14 protein-coding genes are annotated in these 21,355 nt (G+C 65.2%); 10 read left to right on the top strand and 4 right to left on the bottom strand.

Going from position 1 to position 21,355, the window contains the following annotated elements; translation table 11 throughout:
• Positions 1–47 precede the first annotated feature (47 nt).
• The 10 genes from HW466_RS15125 to HW466_RS15080 all read left to right on the top strand — a co-directional run bounded on the left by HW466_RS15125 (position 48) and on the right by HW466_RS15080 (position 18,775).
• Positions 48–893 (top strand): polysaccharide deacetylase family protein, encoded by an 846-nt coding sequence (locus HW466_RS15125; RefSeq protein WP_330989192.1) that lies wholly within the window; start codon positions 48–50, stop codon positions 891–893.
• Entirely contained in the window at positions 890–2,230 is a 1,341-nt protein-coding gene (locus tag HW466_RS15120; protein WP_239005929.1) for a glycosyltransferase family 4 protein, read from the top strand. The genes HW466_RS15125 and HW466_RS15120 overlap by 4 nt, the downstream gene beginning before the upstream one ends.
• Positions 2,211–3,296, top strand: coding sequence for a CgeB family protein (locus tag HW466_RS15115; protein ID WP_059451355.1), 1,086 nt, complete (start codon positions 2,211–2,213; stop codon positions 3,294–3,296). The genes HW466_RS15120 and HW466_RS15115 overlap by 20 nt, the downstream gene beginning before the upstream one ends.
• Before the next feature lie 15 nt (positions 3,297–3,311).
• Entirely contained in the window at positions 3,312–4,787 is a 1,476-nt protein-coding gene (locus HW466_RS15110; protein WP_151003306.1) for a glycosyltransferase, read from the top strand.
• Positions 4,788–5,864: 1,077 nt separating this feature from the next.
• A complete protein-coding gene (locus tag HW466_RS15105) occupies positions 5,865–6,686 on the top strand; it encodes an SDR family NAD(P)-dependent oxidoreductase (RefSeq protein ID WP_239005928.1) in 822 nt (273 codons plus the stop codon).
• Between the two features lies 1 nt (position 6,687).
• Positions 6,688–8,220, top strand: coding sequence for an LTA synthase family protein (locus tag HW466_RS15100; RefSeq protein WP_244138231.1), 1,533 nt, complete (start codon positions 6,688–6,690; stop codon positions 8,218–8,220).
• Between the two features lie 2 nt (positions 8,221–8,222).
• Positions 8,223–15,824, top strand: a complete 7,602-nt coding sequence (locus tag HW466_RS15095; RefSeq protein WP_239005927.1) for a type I polyketide synthase — start codon at positions 8,223–8,225, stop codon at positions 15,822–15,824.
• Positions 15,821–16,735, top strand: coding sequence for a UDP-3-O-acyl N-acetylglycosamine deacetylase (locus tag HW466_RS15090; RefSeq protein WP_151004891.1), 915 nt, complete (start codon positions 15,821–15,823; stop codon positions 16,733–16,735). Before HW466_RS15095 ends, HW466_RS15090 begins: the two co-directional genes overlap by 4 nt.
• A gap of 37 nt (positions 16,736–16,772) precedes the next feature.
• Complete coding sequence (locus HW466_RS15085) at positions 16,773–18,098, top strand: aminotransferase class I/II-fold pyridoxal phosphate-dependent enzyme (RefSeq protein WP_151004876.1); 1,326 nt, start codon at positions 16,773–16,775, stop codon at positions 18,096–18,098.
• Positions 18,098–18,775, top strand: a complete 678-nt coding sequence (locus HW466_RS15080; RefSeq protein WP_239005939.1) for a GNAT family N-acetyltransferase — start codon at positions 18,098–18,100, stop codon at positions 18,773–18,775. Before HW466_RS15085 ends, HW466_RS15080 begins: the two co-directional genes overlap by 1 nt.
• 9 nt (positions 18,776–18,784) lie before the next feature.
• On the opposite strand, the gene rfbD is transcribed toward HW466_RS15080, so the two are convergent.
• The 4 genes from rfbD to HW466_RS15060 all read right to left on the bottom strand — a co-directional run.
• Positions 18,785–19,705 (bottom strand): dTDP-4-dehydrorhamnose reductase, encoded by a 921-nt coding sequence (gene rfbD / locus HW466_RS15075; RefSeq protein ID WP_151004880.1) that lies wholly within the window; start codon positions 19,703–19,705, stop codon positions 18,785–18,787.
• Between the two features lie 8 nt (positions 19,706–19,713).
• On the bottom strand, positions 19,714–20,265 hold the full coding sequence (rfbC, locus tag HW466_RS15070; RefSeq protein WP_151004882.1) for a dTDP-4-dehydrorhamnose 3,5-epimerase: 552 nt from the start codon (positions 20,263–20,265) through the stop codon (positions 19,714–19,716).
• Positions 20,250–21,143, bottom strand: coding sequence for a glucose-1-phosphate thymidylyltransferase RfbA (gene rfbA / locus HW466_RS15065; protein WP_059943849.1), 894 nt, complete (start codon positions 21,141–21,143; stop codon positions 20,250–20,252). The genes rfbC and rfbA overlap by 16 nt, the downstream gene beginning before the upstream one ends.
• Positions 21,144–21,154: 11 nt before the next feature.
• Positions 21,155–21,355 (bottom strand): GDP-mannose 4,6-dehydratase (locus tag HW466_RS15060; protein ID WP_176316088.1); only part of this gene is annotated, 201 nt, incomplete at its 5' end.

Here is a 21,355-nt window from a genome sequence, read left to right as displayed (position 1 = left end):
GGCTGATGTGGGGAGTGCACGAGAAGGGGCGGGCGGGAATCGCCGAAATGGCTTCCATCGGGGATGAGTTCGGCGTCAAGCACGTGTTCTTCGTGGACCAGTGCGGCGCGTATGCGTACCTCGACGAGACGAAAGAGGTCGTCCGCCGGCTCGATGCCGCGGGGCAGGACGTTCAACTGCATACGCACCCGGAATACCTGCCGGACACGTTCTGGGCGGAGCACGGCCTTGCGCGGCGCCCGCAATACATGAATCAGTACACCGACGATGCGCGTGCGGAGTTCGTGATTCGCCACTTCGGGCAACTGATTTCTGCGGAAACGGGCAAGCCGGTGCTGGCGCACCGCGCCGGCTCGTTTCGCTGGAACGCGTCGACGATTCGCGCGCTGAAGTCCACCGGCGTACCACTGTCGTTCAACAATTCCCTGTGTGCGGTCCATGCCGGGCAGTGCAACTACAGCGAGCCCACGAATCTGCCGTTCCAGTGGTCGAACGGCGTGATCGAGGTGCCGATGACGGAGAAGAAGATTCTGCCGAAGGTCGGCAAGGAAGAATGGTGGGCACGTCTGACTTACCCCGAATCGCCGTATTTCCGGTTTCGTCCGTGGTGGGGAAAACTGCTGCTCGACGCGTTCAGCGGCAGTCCGACGTTCTCGATTTTCCTGCTCCATTCGTGGTCGCTGCTGTATTGGGATGAGAACGGGCACGCGACCTATCGGGACGACCAGCGGGTCGAAGGCTACCGGAAACTCCTGTCGCGTCTGACGAAAGACTACGACGTGATCACGACATCGGAATTCCTGGACCTGCAGGCTCGCGGCAAGATTCGACCCACGCATACGACCGATCTCGACCGTGCCGAACTGAAGGCGGCCGGGGCGGTGAAAGCATGAGCACGATGCTCGATTCGTTGCAGACGGCGTTGACCGAGCCGCTGCTCGCGATGAGTCGTCGACTGACGGCGCATCTGCTCGAGCGCAAGGTGAAGCAGCGCTCGCGCGGCGTGCCGTTCATCGGCGATCCGAACAGCATGCTGTATGTGGCGGCGAGCGCATTGCCGTATCACACGAGTGGCTATACGACACGCACGCATGAAGTCGTGCGCGCATTGGCAGCGGCGGGCGGTCGCGTGCATGCGCTGACGCGGCCCGGTTATCCCGGCGATCGTGCGGATCGTCTGGCCGACGTCGCCGGAAGCGAGACGCAGGTGAGCGAGGTCCGGTATCTGCATGCGAGCGCGCCGTTCAACAACCGGCCGGTGCTGATGTATGCGTTGCAGGCAGCGCCCGTCATCGCGCGTGTGGCCTTGCAGTGTCGCGCGTCGGTGATCCATGCGGCGTCGAATCACGTGAATGCGTTGCCGGCGCTGCTGGCGGCACGGCAACTGGGCATTCCGTTCCAGTACGAGATGCGCGGGTTGTGGGAGTTGACGCGCATCTCGCGCATGCCGGAATACGAGGGACGACAAGGGTTCGCGCAAGGGCTCCAGCTGGAGGGGCTGGTGGCCCGGCACGCGGACAAGTTGTTCGTGATCTCCGAGCAACTGGGGCGGTTCGCGCGCGACCGCTGGGGCATCGCCGGCGAGCGCATGCATCTGCTGCCGAATTGCGTGGACCCCGAGCGGTTTACGCCGTCGCCACCGGAGGAGATCGACGCCGACACGATCGGATACGCGGGCTCGCTGATCGGCTATGAAGGGCTCGATACATTGATCGATGCGGTCGCCCGGTTGAGCGGGCAAGGGCGCGCGGTGCGGGTCGAGATCGTCGGAGAAGGGGAGGCGCGGCCGGCGCTGGAGGCGCAGGTGCAGCGCCTCGGATTGTCGGAGCGGATTCGCTTTCTGGGCCGGACCTCGCCCGAGCAGGCGCGTCGGACGCTCGGTCGTTGCGCGTTGGTGTGCATTCCGCGCAAGCCATTCAAGGTCTGCGAGATCGTGCCGCCAATCAAGCTCGTGGAAGCGCTCGCGATGGGCAAGCCGGTGATCGTGCCGGACCTGCCGGTGTTTCGCGACGAAATGGGTTCGAATCCGGCCGGCTGGTTTTTCAAGGCCGGCGATGCGGTCGACCTGGCGCGGGTAATCGATGTGGCGCTGTCCGATCGCAGTACGCTCGCGGCGTACCGGGGGCGGTCGAGAGAATACGCGACCACGCAGCGCCGCTGGCGCGAATTTGTCATGAACGCGCTGCCAATGTCGCAGGGTGAGGGGTTAAATGGTCGGCAGGGTCATTAGAAAACTGGGTTCGTTGGTCTACGACTATCCGGCGGTTGCGGAGGATGTGGAGCAGGCCGGACGCTTTGGGCGCCTGAAGATTGCGCTCGTCACCGATTACTTCACCGCGGATTGCCTGTCGGCGGAATGTCGCGTGCGGACCATGACGCCGGCCAACTACGCGGACGTGATCGGCAACTGGAAACCCGATCTCGTGCTCGTGGAGTCGGCGTTTCACGGCGTGGACGGGAGCTGGCGCTACGAGCTGGCGCGACAGACGCCGCTGATGCGGCTGAGCAAGCCGACAGCGATCTTTCGGCTGGTCGAGTTCGCGAAGCGCGCAGGCGTTCCGACCGTATTCTGGAACAAGGACGACGGCGCGTTCTTCGACACGTTCATCGACGTGGCGAAGGTATTTGACTACGTGTTCACGACCGACGTGGAGTGTCTCGACCGATATCGACAGCACGTGCCCGCGCACGTGCCGGTGAACACGCTGGTGATGCCGTATCAACCGGCATCGCACAATTTCTCGGGCTTCAATTTCGTTCGCAACGAGGCATGCTTTACGGGCAGCTACTATCGGCGCATCCTGAACGAACGCCGCCGCTTTCTCGACATGGTGTTCGACACCTGCGAGCAGAGCAATCTGCAACTCAACGTATTCGACCGGAACCACGATCGCCTGTCACGCTTCTTCGAGTTCCGCTATCCGAAGAGGAACGGGCTGCGCGTGCACGGCAAGGTGCCGCATCGGGAGACCGCGCACGTGTACAAGTCTCATGCGATCTCGATCAACGTGAATTCCGTGACGGGCTCCGAGACGATGTTCTCGCGGCGCCTGCTGGAGATTCTCGCGTGCGGCGGTATCGCGGTGACGAATGCAAGCCGCGCGGTCGACCGGTATTTCCGCGAGTTCTGCCACGTGATCGATACGCATGACGACGCGCGCGAGCTGTTTTCGCGGCTGCGGCATGGCCCGTCACAGGATGATCTCGAACGAGCAGAGGCAGGCGCGCGCTACGTGAGACAGAACCATACGTGGGCGCATCGGCTGGAAGAGATCTGCGCCGTCGTGAAGATCTGAGGAGAAGCGGTCACGATGCTCGCGCTGCTTTCCTATGCTGCCCAGTTGATCTTCCTGCTGGTGGTGCTCTATTTTGCGCTGTACGTGCTGCTCGAATTGCGCGTGCTGCGGATTTCCCGCAAGGTCGAACGGCGCAAGCTGACCGAACTGGCGCAGCCTGTCCGAATCTCCGAAGACGGGTTTCATCCCCGGGTCAGTGTGCTGCTTCCGATCTGCAACGAGTCCGAGGTGGTCGAGCGGCTGATCGATGCGGCGTGCCGGCTGACCTATCCGGCCAACGAGATCGAGATCCTGGTGCTCGACGACTCGTCTGATGCGACGACGAAGCTCGCGCGTGCGAAAGTCGAGCGCTACGCCGCCGACGGGATCAACATTCGGCTCATCAAGCGTCAGTCTCGAACCGGCTACAAGGCCGGCAACCTGGTCAACGGCATCCAGCAGTCATCAGGCGAATTCTTTGCGATCTTCGATGCGGATTTCGTACCGCCGCCGGACTTCCTGCTGAAGACGATCCCGTGCTTCACTGATCCGAAGCTCGGTTTTCTGCAGACCGGCATCGGTTACGAGAATCGTGACGTGTCGTTCCTGACACGGTTCCAGGCCATGGAAATGGGCCACCAGCAATACGTGACGGTGGGATTGAGCGAGGACGGCGACATGGCGTCGCTGAGCGGCAGTTCGTGTGTGTGGCGCAAGGAGTGCGTCGATGCGTTGGGCGGCTGGAATGCGTCGACGGTCACCGAGGACGTGGATCTGGGCTATCGCGCGCAGTTCGGCGAATGGAAATACGCGTATATGCGAGAAGTCGTTTCCATGTCGGTGCTGCCGGAGACCATCAGTGCGTTTCGGATACAACGGGAACGGTGGGGGCGCGGTCTTATCCACAGCGGGTTCAAGCATGTCGGACAGATGTTGTCGCAAAGCATGCCGCTGATGAAGCGGATGCACGCGATCTCGGTGATGTTCTCGTCGGTGCTGCTGGCTTCGATCTACGTGCTGATCCTGCTCAGCATGCCGTTGACCTGCCTCGTGCATTTTGACGGCGTGGGCATCCACCTCGGCGCATTCGTTTTTTTCGTTCTGGTTGCAATCTGGGCGCTTGCGAATGCGTTCGGCTCCCGCAAGGGTGCGAGATTCGATGACAAGTCGAGCGTTCTGAAAGCGGTATGGGATACCTACCTTTATATCGCGATGTTTTTACCGATGGCCTGGTATTACTTCGCCGGGGGTGTGCGCGCGGTTTTCGGCGTATATAGCGGTTTTCATCGTACGCCAAAAGGCAAGGAGGCCTATCGTTCAGCGATGCCGCGCATCAATGCCGTTCTGCTCGCGGGCGAAATCGCCACGTTTGCTTATTCGCTCGTGACGGTTTTTCTTGCGATTCAGAAAAAGAACTATGTACTGATTCCGCTCAACGTAACGGTTTGTGCCGGCTTCGGCATGGTCCTCTATTGGTCGTGGCAAGAGCATCGTGCCCGGGTGGAATCGTGATTTCAGCGTAAGCGCAGTCCAGTGAAACTCGAGTGACGGGCAAGAATGATCGATTTGGTTAGGGTGACTTCCTTTCTCGTAATGAGTTTGCGTAAGGAAATTGTCAAAACAGAGCGAAACGTCGAGGCTTGCACGGCGAGGCAGCGCACGACGACAAACGATGTTGTCCGACGAATGCCGCGCGCCGCACCATGTTCGCCGGCTGGTCCCGCGCGACGGGAGCGGGGCCGCGCATTTCACTTTTACCGATGGCACGGTCACCTGGCTTCGCCGGTGTCGCCGGTCCGGCGGCGTTCCGAGCGCAGCGCCTGACGATTTCCATACATCGCACGGCGGATCAAGCGAGTCGAAGGATCATCAAGATTTGCAAAGAACATTCGAGGAATTCTGTACGTCCCAATTGGACGGAGCAGAATGCCATCACACGTGCTCGTGCCGGATCGTCAAGTCGGAAGATTCATGTCTGACAAGGAGCCGGGAAAACTTTAAAACGGCTTGCAGGATTGCCGTGTGCGCCTCGTCGCACGGCGGACGCAGGCATCGTGTATCCGCGCGTCGGACGTAACTCGCGACGCGGTGGATGCCAGAGGGTAAAACGAATAATTCGGCATTTTTTGCCGAAATTCGTACCTCACGAATCGGTGTGCTGCCGATGCCGGAGGATTGCAAACAACGCGAGTTTTGTCCTTTGCATGGCGTGGAACCGCTGAGGGTGCGTCTGATGTAAGCGGATGTAACATGTAAGGGATTACTCGAATATTAATATTGATGTATGATCGCGTCGGCGCGTTGTAAGCTTGTGGCCAACAACCTTTCGCGCCGCGCAAATTTCCATGCGGCGACGTTTCGCTGCATGGTCCGCACATTTTTTCGCAACCCTGATTGGGCGGTCGCACGTCGTTACGCCGATGTGCGATACCAGTGCGTCGCATGTTGCGGTCGCCGTTAAATCATACGAAATAATCAAACGCAATAAATCGACGATGTTGTCCGCTGCTTGATCGAAATATCAGGCAGCGCTCGGCGCTTGAAGATCGATAACCACACATCGCTGAAAAACAAAGTCTGTTTAAAACGATGGAAAACAGCAATATTCGCAACCGGGGAGGGCAGGTGAGCGCAAGCAGGCCGCGAGCAATCGTGATAACCGGCAGCAGTGCCGGGCTTGGACGCGCGCTGGCATTGAGTTATGCCGCGCCCGATACCACGCTGGGGTTGATCGGCAGAAATGCGGCGCGGCTGGAATCAGTCGCCGCGGAGTGTCGTGCGCGCGGCGCCCGCGTCGTGATCGGCTGCATGGATGTGCGCGACTCGACCGCCGTCCAGGACTGGATGATCGATTTCGATACGCGGCATCCAATCGAATTGATGATCGCGAATGCGGGCGTGGCCAGCACGCTGCGTTCCGCGGACGACTGGGAGCACATCGCGCGCACCGCCGACGTCGTCGATACCAACCTGTACGGCGCGTTGCATGCGGTGCTGCCGGTCATCGACCGGATGCGCATGCGTCGGCGCGGGCAGATCGCGGTAGTCAGTTCGCTGGCCGCATTGCGGGGTATGGCCATCTCGCCCGCGTACTGTGCGAGCAAGGCCGCACTGGTCGCTTACTGCGATTCCGTGCGCCCGATCCTCGCCCGCGAGGGTATCGGTCTGTCAGTCGTGATGCCCGGCTTCGTCCGCACGGCGATGAGTGACGTCTTCCCCGGCAGCAAACCGTTCATGTGGAGTGCGGAGAAGGCTGCCGGATACATCAAGAAGCGCCTCGCGCGACGCCGCGTGGAAATTGCCTTTCCGTTCAGTCTTGCCTTCGGCATCAAGTTGCTGCGTCTGCTGCCCGCCACGCTGGCAGATGCCATTCTCGGCCGTCTGTCCTATCTCCCGCGCGGGAAGGCGTGACGTGCAGCCCGGATTCGCGTTCGCGGCTGCCGCAGCCGCACTCTCGTTTCTCGTAGAGGCCATCGCGTATCCGCGCGCGTCGCTCCCTCGTTCGCCGGGGGCGATCGCATTGCATGTCTGCGCGTTCGCGATCGTGGCGGGCGCGACTTTCGCGGTGACGGCACGGCCACTTTTCTCGGCATCCGTTGCCCTCGTGCTGATCGCGTTGCTGGCCGTCATCAGCAACGCGAAATACGAATCCCTCCGTGAGCCCTTCGTCTTCACCGACCTGAGCCTGTTCAGCCAGGTTTTCGCCCATCCGCGTCTTTATCTGCCGTTTCTGAGTGCGGGCAAGGTGCTCGGCATCGTTGTCGCCGTGGCGGTCGCGACGATCGGGTTTCTGCTCGAACAACCGGCCGGCTTGCTGGCGCGTGGCGCCGCCGCACTGATCGCCATCGCTTGCGTGCCGGCCTGTGTCGCGCTGTCGTGCCGCATGCCGCTGACGCTCGACCCAATGGCGGATCAGCGTCGGACGGGTTTCTTCGCGGCATTCGTCGCTTACCTCGTAAACGGGCTGCGGCGTGCGGAGCGCAACGCGTTCTTTCGGGCGGTCGACGCCGGGCCGTTTTCCGATGGCCGTCCGGACAGCACGCCGGACGTAATCGTCATCCAGAGCGAATCCTATTTCGACGCGCGCCGGCTCGGCGCGTGCGTGTCGTCGGCGCCGTATGCGAATTTCGATCGCGCACGCCGCGAGGCATTCATGCACGGCAGCCTGAACGTTCCCGCCTGGGGCGCCAATACGATGCGCAGCGAATTCGCGATGCTGACGGGGTTGCCGTCGTCCGCGCTCGGCTACTCGCGTTTTTACCCGTACATGTATGTGCGCCGCGCATGTGCGTCGCTGGCGGGCTGGTTCAAGCGGGGCGGATATCGCACGCTCGCGATTCATCCGTATCACGCCGATTTCTTCGGGCGCAGCCGGGCATTCCGGCTCATGCATTTCGACCGCTTTCTGGATATTCGCGATTTCGGCGATGCGGCCCGGATCGGGCCGTATATCGGGGATGGCCCGGTGGCCGATGCGATCATCGCGGCCGTCCAGGAGCACGGCGACGGGCCGCTGTTCGCGTTTGCGATCACGATGGAAAACCACGGCCCGCTGCATCTGGAATCGGTCGGGCCGGGTGAATCCGAATCGCGGCACACGCTCGGCGACGACGCACGCTGGCGCGACCTGACCGCCTATCTTCGACACGTCGAGAATGCCGACGGCATGATCGGCAAACTGACCGATTATCTCCGCAAGCGGGAGCGGCCGACCGTGCTGTGCTTTTACGGTGACCACGTTCCCGCGCTGACCTCGGTGTTCGACGCGCTCGAAACCGAACCGACCAATAGCGACTACTTTATTTGGCGCAACTTCGCGAACGATCTCGGCGAGCGCCGAGACGTTCGCGTCGAGCGTCTCGGTGCCGCGATACAGCGCGCGATGGTGCATGTCGATTGCACCCGCGCTGCGTCGCCGACCGGGATGCTGCAGACGCCAGCGTGATGATGGAAAAGAAAATTGCGATTATTGGGATGGCGTGCCGCTTTCCCGGTGGGGTTGAGGGACCCGACGACTTCTGGCAACTGCTGTGCGATGAACGCGATGCCGTGACCGCCATTCCGCCGGATCGATTCGGCACATCGTTCTACCAGCACCCGTCGAAACGGGAGCCGGGAAAGAGCTACACGTTCGCCGCGGGAGTCGTCGACGACGTCGCGGGCTTCGACGCCGATTTCTTCGGCATCTCGCCGCGCGAGGCGGCGCAAATGGATCCGCAGCAGCGGCTGTTGCTCGAACTCGCGTGGGAGGCGTTCGAGGACGCGGGGGTTCGTCCGGCCTCGATGCGCGGACGCGATTGCGGCGTGTTCGTCGGCGTGGCGGGCATGGATTACGGCAACCGCAATATGGACGACATGAATACGATCGATCCGTATTCGGCCACCGGCAACACGCTCAGCATCGCATCGAACCGCGTGTCCTACCTGTTCGACCTGCGCGGCCCGAGCATGTCGGTCGACACCGCATGCTCGTCCTCCCTCGTCGCGCTTCATCAGGCGGTCCGTGCGTTGCAGTCGGGCGAAACGGCGATGGCGCTTGCCGGCGGCGTCAACCTGCTGCTGCATCCGTTTGGATTCGTCAGCTTCTCGAAGGCGTCGATGCTGTCGCCGCGCGGCCGCTGCCGCGCGTTCGATGCGACCGGCGACGGCTACGTGCGAGCCGAAGGCGGTGCATTCGTGCTGCTCAAGCCGCTCGACCAGGCGTTGGCCGACGGCGATACGATCCACGCGGTCATCGCCGGATCGGGTGTGAATTCGGATGGTCATTCGCACGGCGGCATCAACGTGCCGGCCGCCGCGACGCAGGCGGACCTGCTGCGCGCCGTGTATCGGCGCGCGGGCATCGATCCGCGCACGCTCGCGTATCTCGAGGCGCATGGCACGGGCACCGCGGTCGGCGATCCGATCGAGGCGCGCGCGTTGATCGACGCGGTGTCGGGCGGTCGGCCAAAGTCCGATCCGCTGCTGATCGGTTCGGTCAAGACCAATATCGGACACCTCGAAACGGCGTCGGGCATGGCCGGACTGCTGAAGGCCGTGTTGTGCCTGAAGCACCGCGCGGTGCCGCGTTCGCTGCATTTCGACACGCCGAATCCCGGCATCGATTTCGAGGGCGGCCGCCTGCGCGTGGTCGATCGGTTCACGCCGCTTGCGCGCGGCGATGCACCGCTGACCATCGGCATCAATTCGTTCGGCTTCGGTGGCACGAATGCGCACGTCGTCGTCACCGAAGCCGCGGCGCCGACGCCAGTCGCACAGCCGGCGGCAAGGATCGATGCTCCGTTGCCGCCGCTGGTCCTTACCGCCCGGTCGCCGGCCGCGCTGGCAGCCGTTGCCGCACGTCATCTCGCGCGCCTGCAGTCGGGCGCCGACTGGGCCGCGCTGGCGGCGGCCGCCGCGCGGCGTCGTCAGTGGCTCGAGCATCGCGCGGTCGTCGCGCCTGCGGATCGGGCTGAAGGCCTGGCGGCGCTTGCTGCACTCGCGCAGCCGTCGGAGCGCGGGCTGCCGGCCTGCGCCGTGCAGGCGCAGGCCATCGAAGGCGACGCGCCAGTCGCGTTCGTCTACGCGGGCAACGGCTGTCAATGGGCCGGCATGGGCAAGCGGCTCTATGCGGAGGATGCGGTGTTTCGCGACGCGCTCGACGAAGTCGATGCGCTGTGGCGTGCAGACGGCAACGCGTCGCTCGTCGAAGTCATGTGCGAAGGTGTCGACGCCGAATGGCTCGCTGCAACCGAGAACGCGCAGCCGCTGCTGTTCGCGATGCAGGTCGGCATCACGCGTGTGCTGACCGCACGCGGCATCCGCTTCGACGCGGCAGTCGGCCACAGTGTCGGCGAGATCGCCGCGGCCTGGGTGTCGGGCGCGCTCACGCTCGCCGAAGCGGTGCGCGTGATCCGGATTCGCAGCGGTGCCCAGGGCCTGACGCGCGGCGCGGGCAGGATGGCGGCGGCCGGCATCGGCGAAGCCGCGGCGCGCGACTGGATCGCGCGTCTCGATCTGGCCGCGGCCATCGAAATCGCGGGCACCAACAGCCCAGACTCGGTGACGCTCGCAGGTTCGCAAGCCGCGCTCGAAGCGATCGGCGCGGCACTCGTGGACGCCGGCCATTTCTACCAGATGCTCGGCCTCGATTACGCGTTCCACAGCAGTCGCATGGATGCGATCGAGCCGGTCGTGCGCGAAGGATTGGCCGATCTTGCGCCGCGCGATACGCATACGCGATTCGTGTCGACGGTGACTGGCGACACGTTGCCGGGTACCGCGCTCGATGCGGGTTACTGGTGGCGCAACATTCGCGAGCCCGTTCGTTTCGGCGATGCAATCGCCCACCTGGCCGACGATCGCGTGCGCGTATTCATCGAGATCGCGCCGCATTCGATCCTGCGTACCTACGTGAAGCAGACGCTTGCCGCGCGTGTCGCGCCGGGCGTCGTCGTGCCCACGCTCAAGCGCCAGCACGACAGTGCGGAGATGCTTGCTCATGCGATCCTGTCGGCGCTCGCGCACGGTGCGCGTGTCGATCTCGACCGCCTCGTCCCCGATGTGCCGCACGCCGCGCTGCCGACTTATCCGTGGCAGCGCGAGCGTTACTGGCTCGTGCCGAGCGTCGAGGGCTACGGGCTCGTGAACCGCCGCGTCGATCATCCGCTGCTCGGCTACCGCCTGCACGAGCACGCGTTTGCCTGGGAGAACCAGCTCGATCCGCAGCGCGTGCCGATGCTCGCCGATCACGTGGTGGACGGCGGTGTCGCGTTCCCGGGCGCCGGTTATGTCGAAATGGCACTCGCGGCGGCGCGCACGTTCTTCGGCACACCGGATGTGGCTGTCGAGAACGTCGAGATCCGCATGCCGGTCGTGTTCCAGCCGCAGCACGCGAAGCTGTTCCGGTTCTCGATCGACGTGCGCACCGCGTCGTTCACGATCGAGACGCGCGACCGGATGTCGGACGCTCCATGGAACCTGAACGTGACGGGGCGGCTGCTCGAAAGCGGCAATACGCTCGATGCGGACAGCACGCCGGACGCGTCCGTCGTCGCCCATCTGCAGTCGCGTCCGGCGCTTTCCGGCGACGCACTGTATGCGGGCACGACGGCAATCGGCCTGAGCTACGGGCCGGCGTTCCGGTGGGTGCGGTCGCTGCGCGTGTCGGGCGACGACGCGCTTGCCGAGCTCGATGTGCCGTCGGTTCTTGCCGATGCGCGTGCGCGCTCGGACTATCTGCTGCATCCCGCGTTGATGGACAGCGGCTTCCATCCGCTGTTCGCGGTGCTGGCGCAGGCCGGCGCCGCGCCGAACGATGCGCATTCGGCGTTCGTTCCCGTGCAGATCAGCCGTGTCGACTTCCTGAACGGCGAAGCGATTCGTCGTGTGCTGGCGCGTATTCATCGCCGCAGCCCGCATTCGATCGTCGCGTCGTTCGAATTCATCGATGCAAACGGAAAGATCGTCGCGCGCCTTTCAGCGTGCCGCTTCCGTCGCGTCGATCTCGCCGGGCGCCGTCACGGCGCGCCGGCGCGCTTCGCTTACGTGCTCGAAGCGCGGCCGCTGCCGGCCGGTCACACGGCCGACGCGCTGCCGCCGCCGGGCGTGCTCGTCGAGCGTGCGAACGCGCATGTCGCAGCGCGTGAGGATCTTGCGCGCCGCACGCAGCATCTGACCGAAATGCTGCCGCTGCTCGATGTGCTCGCCGGTCTGCATGCGCTCGATGCGCTGGATGCGCTCGGCGCGTTCTCCCAGCCGACGCTGCCGACGGACACGCACCCGCAACAGGTCGCGCGACTGGCGGAAATCGTCGTCGAGGACGGACTGGCCCGCTTCGAAGGCGATCGTCTGGTTCGCGATGACGAAGCCTGCGCGGCGATGCCCGCGCGCGACGCGCTGTGGCGCGACGTGCTGGCGGCATCGCCTGCCCACGTTGCCGAGCTGACGCTGCTGGCGCACGTCGGCGCGGCGCTGCCGCGCGTGTTGCGCGACCCGTCGTCCGAGGGTGCGCTGCTGTCGTCGGCCGGGCGCAGTCTGGTCGAACAGCTTTTCGATGCATCGCCGACGTGGGCGCATGCGCGCGCGCTGCTCGCCGCCTGCGTGACGCAGGCCGTCGCGGCGTGGCCGGATACACGCCGCTTGCGTGTACTGGAATTCGGTGCGCCAAATGGCGACGTACTGCAGCCGCTTGACATGGAGCTGCCGGCGGGGCGCTGCGAACACCTGCTGGCGGGTACGCCGCAGCAACTCGCGGGGTTCGATGCCGACGCGCACGCGCACGTGCGGACGCTGGCGTTCGCGACCGACGCACCGCTGTTCTCGCAATGCAGCGACGTGACGCCGTTCGACATCGTGATCGTCAACCGGATGCTGGGCGAGCATCCGGATCCGCTCGCCGCGCTGACGGCGATCGCTGAGCGGCTCGCGCCGGGCGGGCTCGTCGTCATTGCCGATGCGCGACGCAGCCGGTTCTCCGACATCGTGTTCGGCACGGCCGGTGGTGGCGGCATGGCCGGTGCGTACGGCGCACTGACGCCCGCCGCGATCGAGTCGATGTGCGAACGCGCCGGACTGGTGGACGTGGTGCGCGATACCGAACAAGGCCTCGATCTCGAGGGCATGCCGACCTTCTTCGTCGCGCGCAAGCCGCCTGCCGGCGCGTCGCGGGACGAGGGGCGGGCGCATTGCCCGGCGCAGAGTGACGGCGCGCACTGGCTGATCGCGCAGGACGACGACGACGCGTTCGGCATCGCGCTGGCGGACGCGCTCGAGCGGCTGGGTTGCCGCGTCGAGTCGGCAGCGGTTCGCGACGCCGCGGCATGGTCGGCGCGTCAGCCGGCCGGGCATCTGGCGCATGTCGTGTTCGTGGCGCCCGTTGCATCGCTCGACACCGCCGACGGTGCGGCCATGATGCGCGCGCAGCAGGGCGGCGCGCTCGCGCTCGCATCGCTCGTGCGCGATCTCGATGCAGCCGGCGCGACGGAGCGCGGGCGACTGTGTGTCGTGACGCGCGGTGGCGCGCCGTTTGCCGCGGGCACGTCGTCACACCCCGAGCATGGAACGTTGTGGGGGCTGGGCCGCGTGATTGCGAACGAGTATCCGACGCTGCCGCTCAGGTTGATCGACGTCGATCGTGCCGTCGAGCAGCCGGCCTCGCAGCTTGCGATGACGCTGCTTGGCGACGATGGCGAGGAAGAAGTGCTGCTTGTGCCGCAGGGCCGCTACGTGCCGCGCATGCTGCCCGCTGCGCGGGCGGCCGAGCGTGACGACGCGCCGTCGAGCGCATCGGCTCGGCCGCGTGCCCGGCTCGCATTCGACATGCCGGGTTCGTTGCGCAACCTCGAATGGTTCGCGATACCGGAACGCGATCTCGCCGCGGGCGAGGTCGAGATCGAGCCGATGGCGACCGGGCTCAATTTCCGCGACGTGATGTATGCGATGGGGCTGCTGTCCGACGAAGCCGTCGAATCGGGCTTCGCGGGCGCGACGATCGGCATGGAAATGGCGGGACGCGTCGCGCGGGTCGGCGCGGACGTCGAAGGCTTTGCGCCGGGCGACGCGGTGCTGGGTTTCGCACCGGCATCGTTCGCGACGCGCGTGATCACGCGCGCTACCGCGATCGCGCGCAAGCCAGACGCGATGTCGTTCGAGGAGGCCGCCACGATTCCGACGACGTTCTTCACCGCGTATTACGCGTTGTGCGAACTCGCGCGACTGCGACGCGGCGAACGCGTGCTCGTGCACGGCGGCGCGGGCGGGGTCGGCATCGCCGCGATCCAGATCGCGCGACATCTCGGCGCGGAAGTCTTCGCCACTGCCGGCAGCGACGAGAAGCGCGAGTTCATCCGCCTGCTCGGCGTCGATCACGTGTTCGATTCGCGCAGCCTCGCGTTCGCCGACGAGATCCGTGCGCGCACGCACGGCGAAGGCGTCGACATCGTGCTCAATTCGCTCGCCGGCGAAGCGATGGTGCGCAGCATCGACACGCTGCGCCCGTTCGGCCGCTTCCTCGAACTCGGCAAGCGCGACTTCTACGAGAACAGCCAGATCGGCCTGCGACCGTTCCGCAACAACATCAGCTATTTCGGCATCGACGCCGATCAGCTGATGGGCGTGCTGCCGTCGCTCACGACGCGACTGTTCGAGGAAGTGATGAGCCTGTTCTCCGCAGGTGTGCTGCATCCGTTGCCATACCGCGCGTTCCCGGCGGCACGTGCGGAGGAAGCGTTCCGCTACATGCAGCAGGCGCGTCAGATCGGCAAGGTGCTCGTGACCTATCCGTCAGGCACGCCGGTGCCCACGCGCGGCGTCGCGGTGCCGACGCTGCGGCTCGACCCGCAGGCGGCGTATCTGATCGTCGGCGGCACCGGCGGGCTCGGCTTCGCGACCGCGCGCTGGATGATCGAGCGCGGCGCACGGCACCTCACGCTCGCGAGCCGCAGCGGCGTACTGGGTGCGGCAATGCAGGCCGAAGCCGATCGCTGGCGAGACAAGCTTGGCGTCGATGTTTCGGTTGCTCGATGCGACGTGACCGACGGCGCGGCGCTCAACGCCCTCGTCGACGAAATCGAGTGTCGCGGAACGCCGCTCAAAGGCGTGCTGCACTCGGCGATGCAGATCGATGACGGGCTCCTGCGCAACGTCGACGATGCGCGTTTCGCGGCGGTGCTCGAGCCGAAGGTCGCGGGCGCATGGAACCTGCATCGCGCGACCCAGCGTTGCGCGCTCGATTTCTTCGTCGTGTATTCGTCGGCTACCACCTATCTCGGCAACCCCGGACAGGGCGCGTATGTGGCCGCCAACGGTTTCCTCGAGGCACTGGTCGCGCATCGCCGCACGGCCGGGCAACCGGCTCTGTTCATGGCGTGGGGGCCGATCGAGGATGTCGGCTTCCTGGCGCGCAACGCCGGCACGCGCGAGGCGCTGCAGTCGCGCATCGGCGGTGCGTCGATCACGTCGGACGAAGCGATGGCCGCGCTTGAACGCGCGCTGGCCGAAGGGACCGCGGGCGAAGCCGTCGTGCGCCTCGACTGGGGCGCCGTCGCGCGCGGCATGCCGGCCGCGCACGCTCGGCGATACGCGGCATTGCAGACGGGTGGGGCGGCCGAAACGTCGAGCGAGGACCGCGTGTTGCTCGAGCAATTGCGTACGTTGCCGCCAGCCGAGGCGGTCGCGCTCGTCGAGACGGTGCTGCGCGGCCAGATCGCGCGGATTCTGCACATGTCGCCGGAGCGTGTCGATGCCGGCCGGTCGGTTCTCGATCTCGGAATGGACTCGCTGATGGGCATGGAGCTCGGCATGGCCGTCGAGGAGACCTTCGGTGTGAAGCTGTCGATCATGGCGATCGCGGAAGGTGCGACGGTGCACACGCTGGCCGAGCGCATCGTCGAATTGTTCGACGCGGGCAACGGCGATGCAAAGGCCGCGACATCGGACGAGCTGGCGGAAGCGCTGGTCGCGCGGCATGCATTGGGCGACGAGGCACGAGCGACGCTCGCATGTCATCAGGATCACGAACGGAATCAGGGGGCAGAAACATGCAAGTCGACGCCGGTGCATGCCGGGTGAAAGCACCGCAGGGATGGCAGGCCAGCGAAGGGACGGTCGCGCGGCCAGTGACGATGACCGGACACGGTCTGCACACAGGGCGCCGGGTTCAGGTGCGGATCGTGCCCGCGACGCCGTCGGACAAACGGCACGGAATCGTGTTTCGCCGCATGCGCGGCGACCGTGAGCTGGGAATGCTCGCCGCCGGGCCGGCGGTGCGTCGCGCACAGCCGCTTTGCACGATGCTGCGTGCCGACGACGGCATGAGTGTGCGTACGGTCGAGCACCTGCTTGCGTCGCTGCTGACTTGCGAGATCGATCACGCGATCGTCGAACTCGATGCGGAGGAGGTGCCGATTCTCGACGGAAGCGCGCGGCCGTGGATCGACGCGATCACGGCCGGCGGCCGTGCCGAATTGCAGCGCTCGAAGCGCTTTTTGCGGGTTCTCAAGCCGGTGGGTGTGGCCGACGGGGAGGGTGCGTCACGACGCGAATTGCGCGTCGAGCCCGCCGAGCGATACGAATTCAGCGTGCGCGACGATCTCAAGGGCTTCGGCGACATGCAGTGGGACGGCGAGCTCACGCCGGAGACGTTCGCCAGCGAGATTTCTTCGTCGCGTTCGTACGGGCGAATCAAATGGGCCGTGCCGGCGATCGCGGCCGGCTACCTGACGGGCACGCCGATCCTGCGCGGCGCGAGGCCGTCCTGCACGGCGTCGATCATCGGCAACCACGTGATCGGCGGACTGCGCGCGCCCGACGAATTCGTAAGACACCGCGTGCTCGATCTCGTCGGCGACCTGGCGCTTGCAGGCTCGCCGCTGCTCGGGCGCGTCATTGCCCATCGCCCCACCCACGAAATGAACTACAGGCTCCTCAGCGCGTTGCTCGGTACACCCGACGCGTACGAATGGGTCGACGTATCCGCGTAACGCGGACACAACGGACGGACTGCCCGGAATCAAGGACATGGCACTCGGAGAACACCTTCGCCAGCAACTGGCGGCGAAAGCCCTCAAACGGCAACTCGAGCGCGCGACGGAAGCCGCCGCGGCCCCCGGCGTGCCCGCTGCACCGGCGGCACACGCCGTGTCGGCGCGCAGCCGTTTCGAGTCGATGCCGCAGTATCAGCAGGTCAGGATCATGCGCGAGATGGGCGAGAAGCTGCGCGTCGATTCACCGTTCTTCCGCGTACACGATGGCGTTGCCGGCGCGACCACCCGGATCGGCGGCCGCGAATACGTGAACTTCGCGAACTACAACTACCTCGGCCTCGCCGGCGACGCGACCGTGTCCGAACGCGCGAAGGCCGCGATCGACCGCTACGGCACGTCGGCGTCCGCGAGCCGGATGGTCGCGGGCGAGCGTCCGGTGCAGCGCGCTCTCGAGCGGGCGCTGGCCGCGTTCTACGAGACCGACGATTGCGTCGCGTTCGTGAGCGGCCATGCGACCAACGTGACGGTGATCGGCGCGCTGTTCGGCCCCGGCGACCTGATCGTCCACGACGCGCTCGCGCACAACAGCATCGTGCAGGGCGCGCAGCTGAGCGGCGCGAAACGGCTGAGCTTCGCGCACAACGACTGGCAGGCGCTCGACGAACTGCTGTCGCGCGTGCGTCGCGAATACCGGCACGTGCTGATCGCGATCGAGGGGCTGTACAGCATGGACGGCGACCTCCCGGACCTTCAGCGTTTCGTCGACGTGAAGGCGCGTCACGGCGCGTTCCTGCTGGTCGACGAAGCACATTCGCTCGGCGTGCTCGGCGAGACGGGCAAGGGCATTCGCGAACATTGCGCGGTCGCGCCCGACCAGGTCGACATATGGATGGGCACGATGAGCAAGACGCTGGCCGGCTGCGGCGGTTTCATCGCCGGCTGTCAGCCGCTCGTGGACATGCTGCGCCATCTGGCGCCGGGCTTTCTCTATAGCGTCGGACTCGCGCCGACGCTCGCCGAGGCGTCGCTGGCCGCGCTCGAACGCCTGCAGGCCGAACCGGCGCGCGTTGCGCAACTGCAGGCGCGCGGGCGGCAGTTCCTGACCGAGGCACGCGCGGCGGGGCTCAACACCGGCACGAGCGCCGGGTATGCGGTCGTGCCGGTGATCACCGGAAGTTCGCTGAAAGCCGCGCAGTGGGCCAACGCGATGTTCGACGAAGGAATCAACGTGCAGCCGATCTTTTATCCGGCCGTCGAGGAGAAGGCCGCGCGCCTGCGGTTCTTCATCTGCTCGACGCACGAGCCGGAGCAGATCAGCCGGACGGTTGGCGTGCTGGCACGGCTGGCGAGCGCAGCATGATGCCGGCCGTCGCGCTCGCGCCATCCTTCGACGTGCCGCATGCCGGTGCGTCGACGCCGTTTCGCGCCGCATGCGCGGACGATGCGGCAGCGTGCGCGCCGCTTGTGTTCGCATCCGGTGTCGGCGAATTCGGCTTCTTTCTCGGTGAAAGCGACGCGCAGTGCATCGCGTTCCTGCAACACGCGTTCCGGTCGCGTCACGGCCGGTTCTCTTGGCGCAGGCATCGGGTCGCGGTCGGCGCCGACGGCACCGTGCATGCCGTGATGGCCATCCATGACGGGCGCCGCACGATGTTCGACGACGTTCACATCGTGTGGGCTCTCGCGCGCTTTTTCGGCGTGCGCCGCACGATCGGCCAGTTGCTGCGGGGGCTGGTGCTCGAAACCGAGATTCCGGCGCCCAAGCGGGCGCAGATCCTCATTGCGCATTGCGCGACCGACGAGCGGCGGCGCGGTACCGGCATCTTCACCGCACTGCTGCGCGACGCGCTCGGGACGGGGGCGTTGCCTGACGACGACAGCCGCGACATCGTGCTCGACGTGCTGACCCGCAACGAGCGCGCTCGCGCACTGTACGAGCGGCTCGGCTTTACCGCGCTGCCGCGGTCGCGTAAACGCTCGCGGCAACTGCCTGCCGAGCTTGATTCGGTACGGATGCGGCTCACGCGTCGCGCCTGACGGCGTGCATCAAATTTCCTTCATGCACAATTCGAGCGCGGCTTCCCAATGCGGCGCGCACAAGCCGAAGTGCTCCGCCAGTTTTGCATTCGACATGCGGGAATTGGCCGGGCGCGACGCGGGCGTCGGATAAGCGCTGGCGGGAATGGGCGACAACGACGGCTTTTTCGACAGATTCGAAAGACGGAAGATCGCTTCGGCGAATCCGTGCCATGAGGTCGAACCGGCCGCGCACAGGTGATAGACACCCGAATGCGTGTTCCACCATTCGTGCTGGCCGTCCTTTTCGTTCGTGGAGGCGCCGATGGCCTGCGCGGCGACGTTCGCGCTCAGCGCAGCGATCGTCTTCGACCACGTCGGTGCACCGATCTGGTCCGCGACGATCTTCAGTTCGTCGCGTTCCGCGCCGAGGCGCAGCATGGTCAACAGAAAGTTCTTGCCGCGCGTGCCATACACCCAACTCGTGCGGAAAATCAGATGCGCGCATCCCGATGCCGCGATCGCCTGCTCGCCCGCGAGTTTGGTCGCGCCGTACACGTTTTGCGGATCGACCGGATCGTCCTCGAGATACGCGCCGTTCTTCGTTCCGGCAAATACGTAGTCCGTCGAGTAGTGGATCAGCGCCGCGCCGATGCGCTTCGCTTCTTCGGCGAGCACGGCCGGTGCTTCCGCATTCAGACGCGTGGCCATCGCGACGTCGTTCTGCGCGTGATCCACGGCCGTATAGGCGGCCGGGTTGACGATGAGGTGTGGCTTGACGACGCGCACGACCTCGCGAACCTGATCGAGGCGCGACAAGTCGAGCGCACCGCGATCGAGCGCGACGACGTTGCCGAGACCCTGCAGAGTGCGCGCCAGCTCGAATCCCACCTGTCCATTGATGCCGGTGAGCAGAATGGTCCGTTGGCAGGGCGATGTTTTCTGTTGCACGATTCCGCTCACTTGTAGCACTCGGCTTCGGCGAGCCGCTTGCCGGCTGCATCCTTGGCCGCGAGCACGGGCTCGCCGTCGAGCGGCCACTCGATGCCGATCTCGGGATCGTTCCACAGCAAGCTGCGCTCGTGCTCCGGAAACCAGTAGTCGGTGGTCTTGTAGAGAAACTGCGCCGACTCAGACAGCACCACGAAGCCATGCGCGAAGCCGGGCGGCACCCAGAGCTGGCGATGGTTGTCGGCCGACAGCGTCACGCCGGCCCATTTGCCGAAATTCGGCGAGCTCCGCCGAATGTCGACCGCCACGTCGAACACCTCGCCTTCGACCACGCGCACGAGCTTGCCCTGCGCGTGCTCGATCTGATAGTGGAGCCCGCGCAGCACGCCCTTCGCGGAGCGCGAGTGGTTATCCTGGACGAACTCGACGTCGGCATCGACGAGCGCCGCGAATTCGCGCCCGTTGAAGCTTTCGTAGAAGTAGCCGCGCGCGTCGCCGAATACCTTCGGCTCGACGATCTTGACTTCGGGGAGCGCCGTAGCAGTTACCGTGATGGCCATGCAACCTGATCCGTGAGAATGTTCAGCAAATATTTGCCGTAGCCGTTTTTCGACAGCGGCTGCGCGAGTTCCTGCACCTGTTCGGCATCGATCCAGTGCCGGCGGTACGCGATTTCCTCGGGACAAGCGACGACCAGCCCTTGCCGCTTCTGCAGCGTCGCGATGAAGCTCGCGGCCTCGATCAGCGAATCGTGCGTACCCGTATCGAGCCATGCATAACCGCGGCCCATGATCTCGACGTTCAACGCACCGTCCTCGAGATAGCGGGAATTGACGTCGGTGATTTCAAGCTCGCCGCGCGGCGACGGCTTGATGTCGGCCGCGATGTCGCACACGCGGTTGTCGTAGAAGTAGAGACCGGTCACGGCATAGTTCGACCGCGGCTTGGCCGGCTTCTCTTCGATCGATACGGCACGGAAGTCCTGATCGAACTCGACGACGCCATAGCGTTCCGGATCGTGCACGTGATAGGCGAACACCGTCGCGCCGGCGTCTTGCGCATCCGCGTGCGCGAGCTGTTTCGCCAGATCGTGACCATAGAAGATGTTGTCGCCGAGGATGAGCGCCGACGGATCGTTGCCGACGAATTCGCGACCGATGATGAACGCCTGCGCAAGACCGTCGGGTGACGGCTGCACCGCATACTGGATGTTCATCCCCCACTGGCTGCCGTCGCCGAGCATCGACTCGAAGCGCGGAGTGTCCTGCGGCGTCGAAATGATCAGGACGTCGCGAATGCCCGCGACCATCAGCGTCGAGAGCGGGTAGTAGATCATCGGCTTGTCGTAGACTGGAAGCAGCTGCTTCGAGACCGCATGCGTGATGGGATAGAGCCGTGTGCCGGACCCGCCGGCGAGAATGATGCCCTTGCGCGCCATGTCCGTTCTCCTTACGCGCGATGCGCGTAGTTCGTTGCGACCCACTTTCGGTAGTCGCCCGAAGCGACTTCGTCGACCCACACCTGATTGTCGAGATACCAGCGCACCGTTTTCGCGAGGCCGGTTTCGAACGTTTCGGCCGGCTTCCAGCCGAGTTCGCGCTCGAGCTTGCGTGCATCGATTGCATAACGGCGATCGTGGCCCGGACGGTC

This window comes from Burkholderia territorii, from assembly GCF_902833055.1.
In the GTDB taxonomy this organism is placed as follows: Bacteria; Pseudomonadota; Gammaproteobacteria; order Burkholderiales; family Burkholderiaceae; genus Burkholderia; species Burkholderia territorii.
Note: the sequence above shows the minus strand (reverse complement) of the source record. Positions and strands in the feature narration are given on the sequence as shown.

Excerpts from the sequence above, each read along its gene's own strand:
- HW466_RS15125 (WP_330989192.1), top strand. The coding sequence starts at position 48 with ATGGCTTCCATCGGGGATGAGTTCGGCGTCAAGCACGTGTTCTTCGTG.
- HW466_RS15120 (WP_239005929.1), top strand. The coding sequence starts at position 890 with ATGAGCACGATGCTCGATTCGTTGCAGACGGCGTTGACCGAGCCGCTG.
- HW466_RS15115 (WP_059451355.1), top strand. The coding sequence starts at position 2,211 with ATGGTCGGCAGGGTCATTAGAAAACTGGGTTCGTTGGTCTACGACTAT.
- HW466_RS15080 (WP_239005939.1), top strand. The coding sequence starts at position 18,098 with ATGCCGGCCGTCGCGCTCGCGCCATCCTTCGACGTGCCGCATGCCGGT.
- HW466_RS15085 (WP_151004876.1), top strand. The coding sequence starts at position 16,773 with ATGGCACTCGGAGAACACCTTCGCCAGCAACTGGCGGCGAAAGCCCTC.
- rfbC (WP_151004882.1), bottom strand. The coding sequence starts at position 20,265 with ATGGCCATCACGGTAACTGCTACGGCGCTCCCCGAAGTCAAGATCGTC.
- HW466_RS15105 (WP_239005928.1), top strand. The coding sequence starts at position 5,865 with ATGGAAAACAGCAATATTCGCAACCGGGGAGGGCAGGTGAGCGCAAGC.
- HW466_RS15110 (WP_151003306.1), top strand. The coding sequence starts at position 3,312 with ATGCTCGCGCTGCTTTCCTATGCTGCCCAGTTGATCTTCCTGCTGGTG.
- rfbA (WP_059943849.1), bottom strand. The coding sequence starts at position 21,143 with ATGGCGCGCAAGGGCATCATTCTCGCCGGCGGGTCCGGCACACGGCTC.
- HW466_RS15095 (WP_239005927.1), top strand. The coding sequence starts at position 8,223 with ATGGAAAAGAAAATTGCGATTATTGGGATGGCGTGCCGCTTTCCCGGT.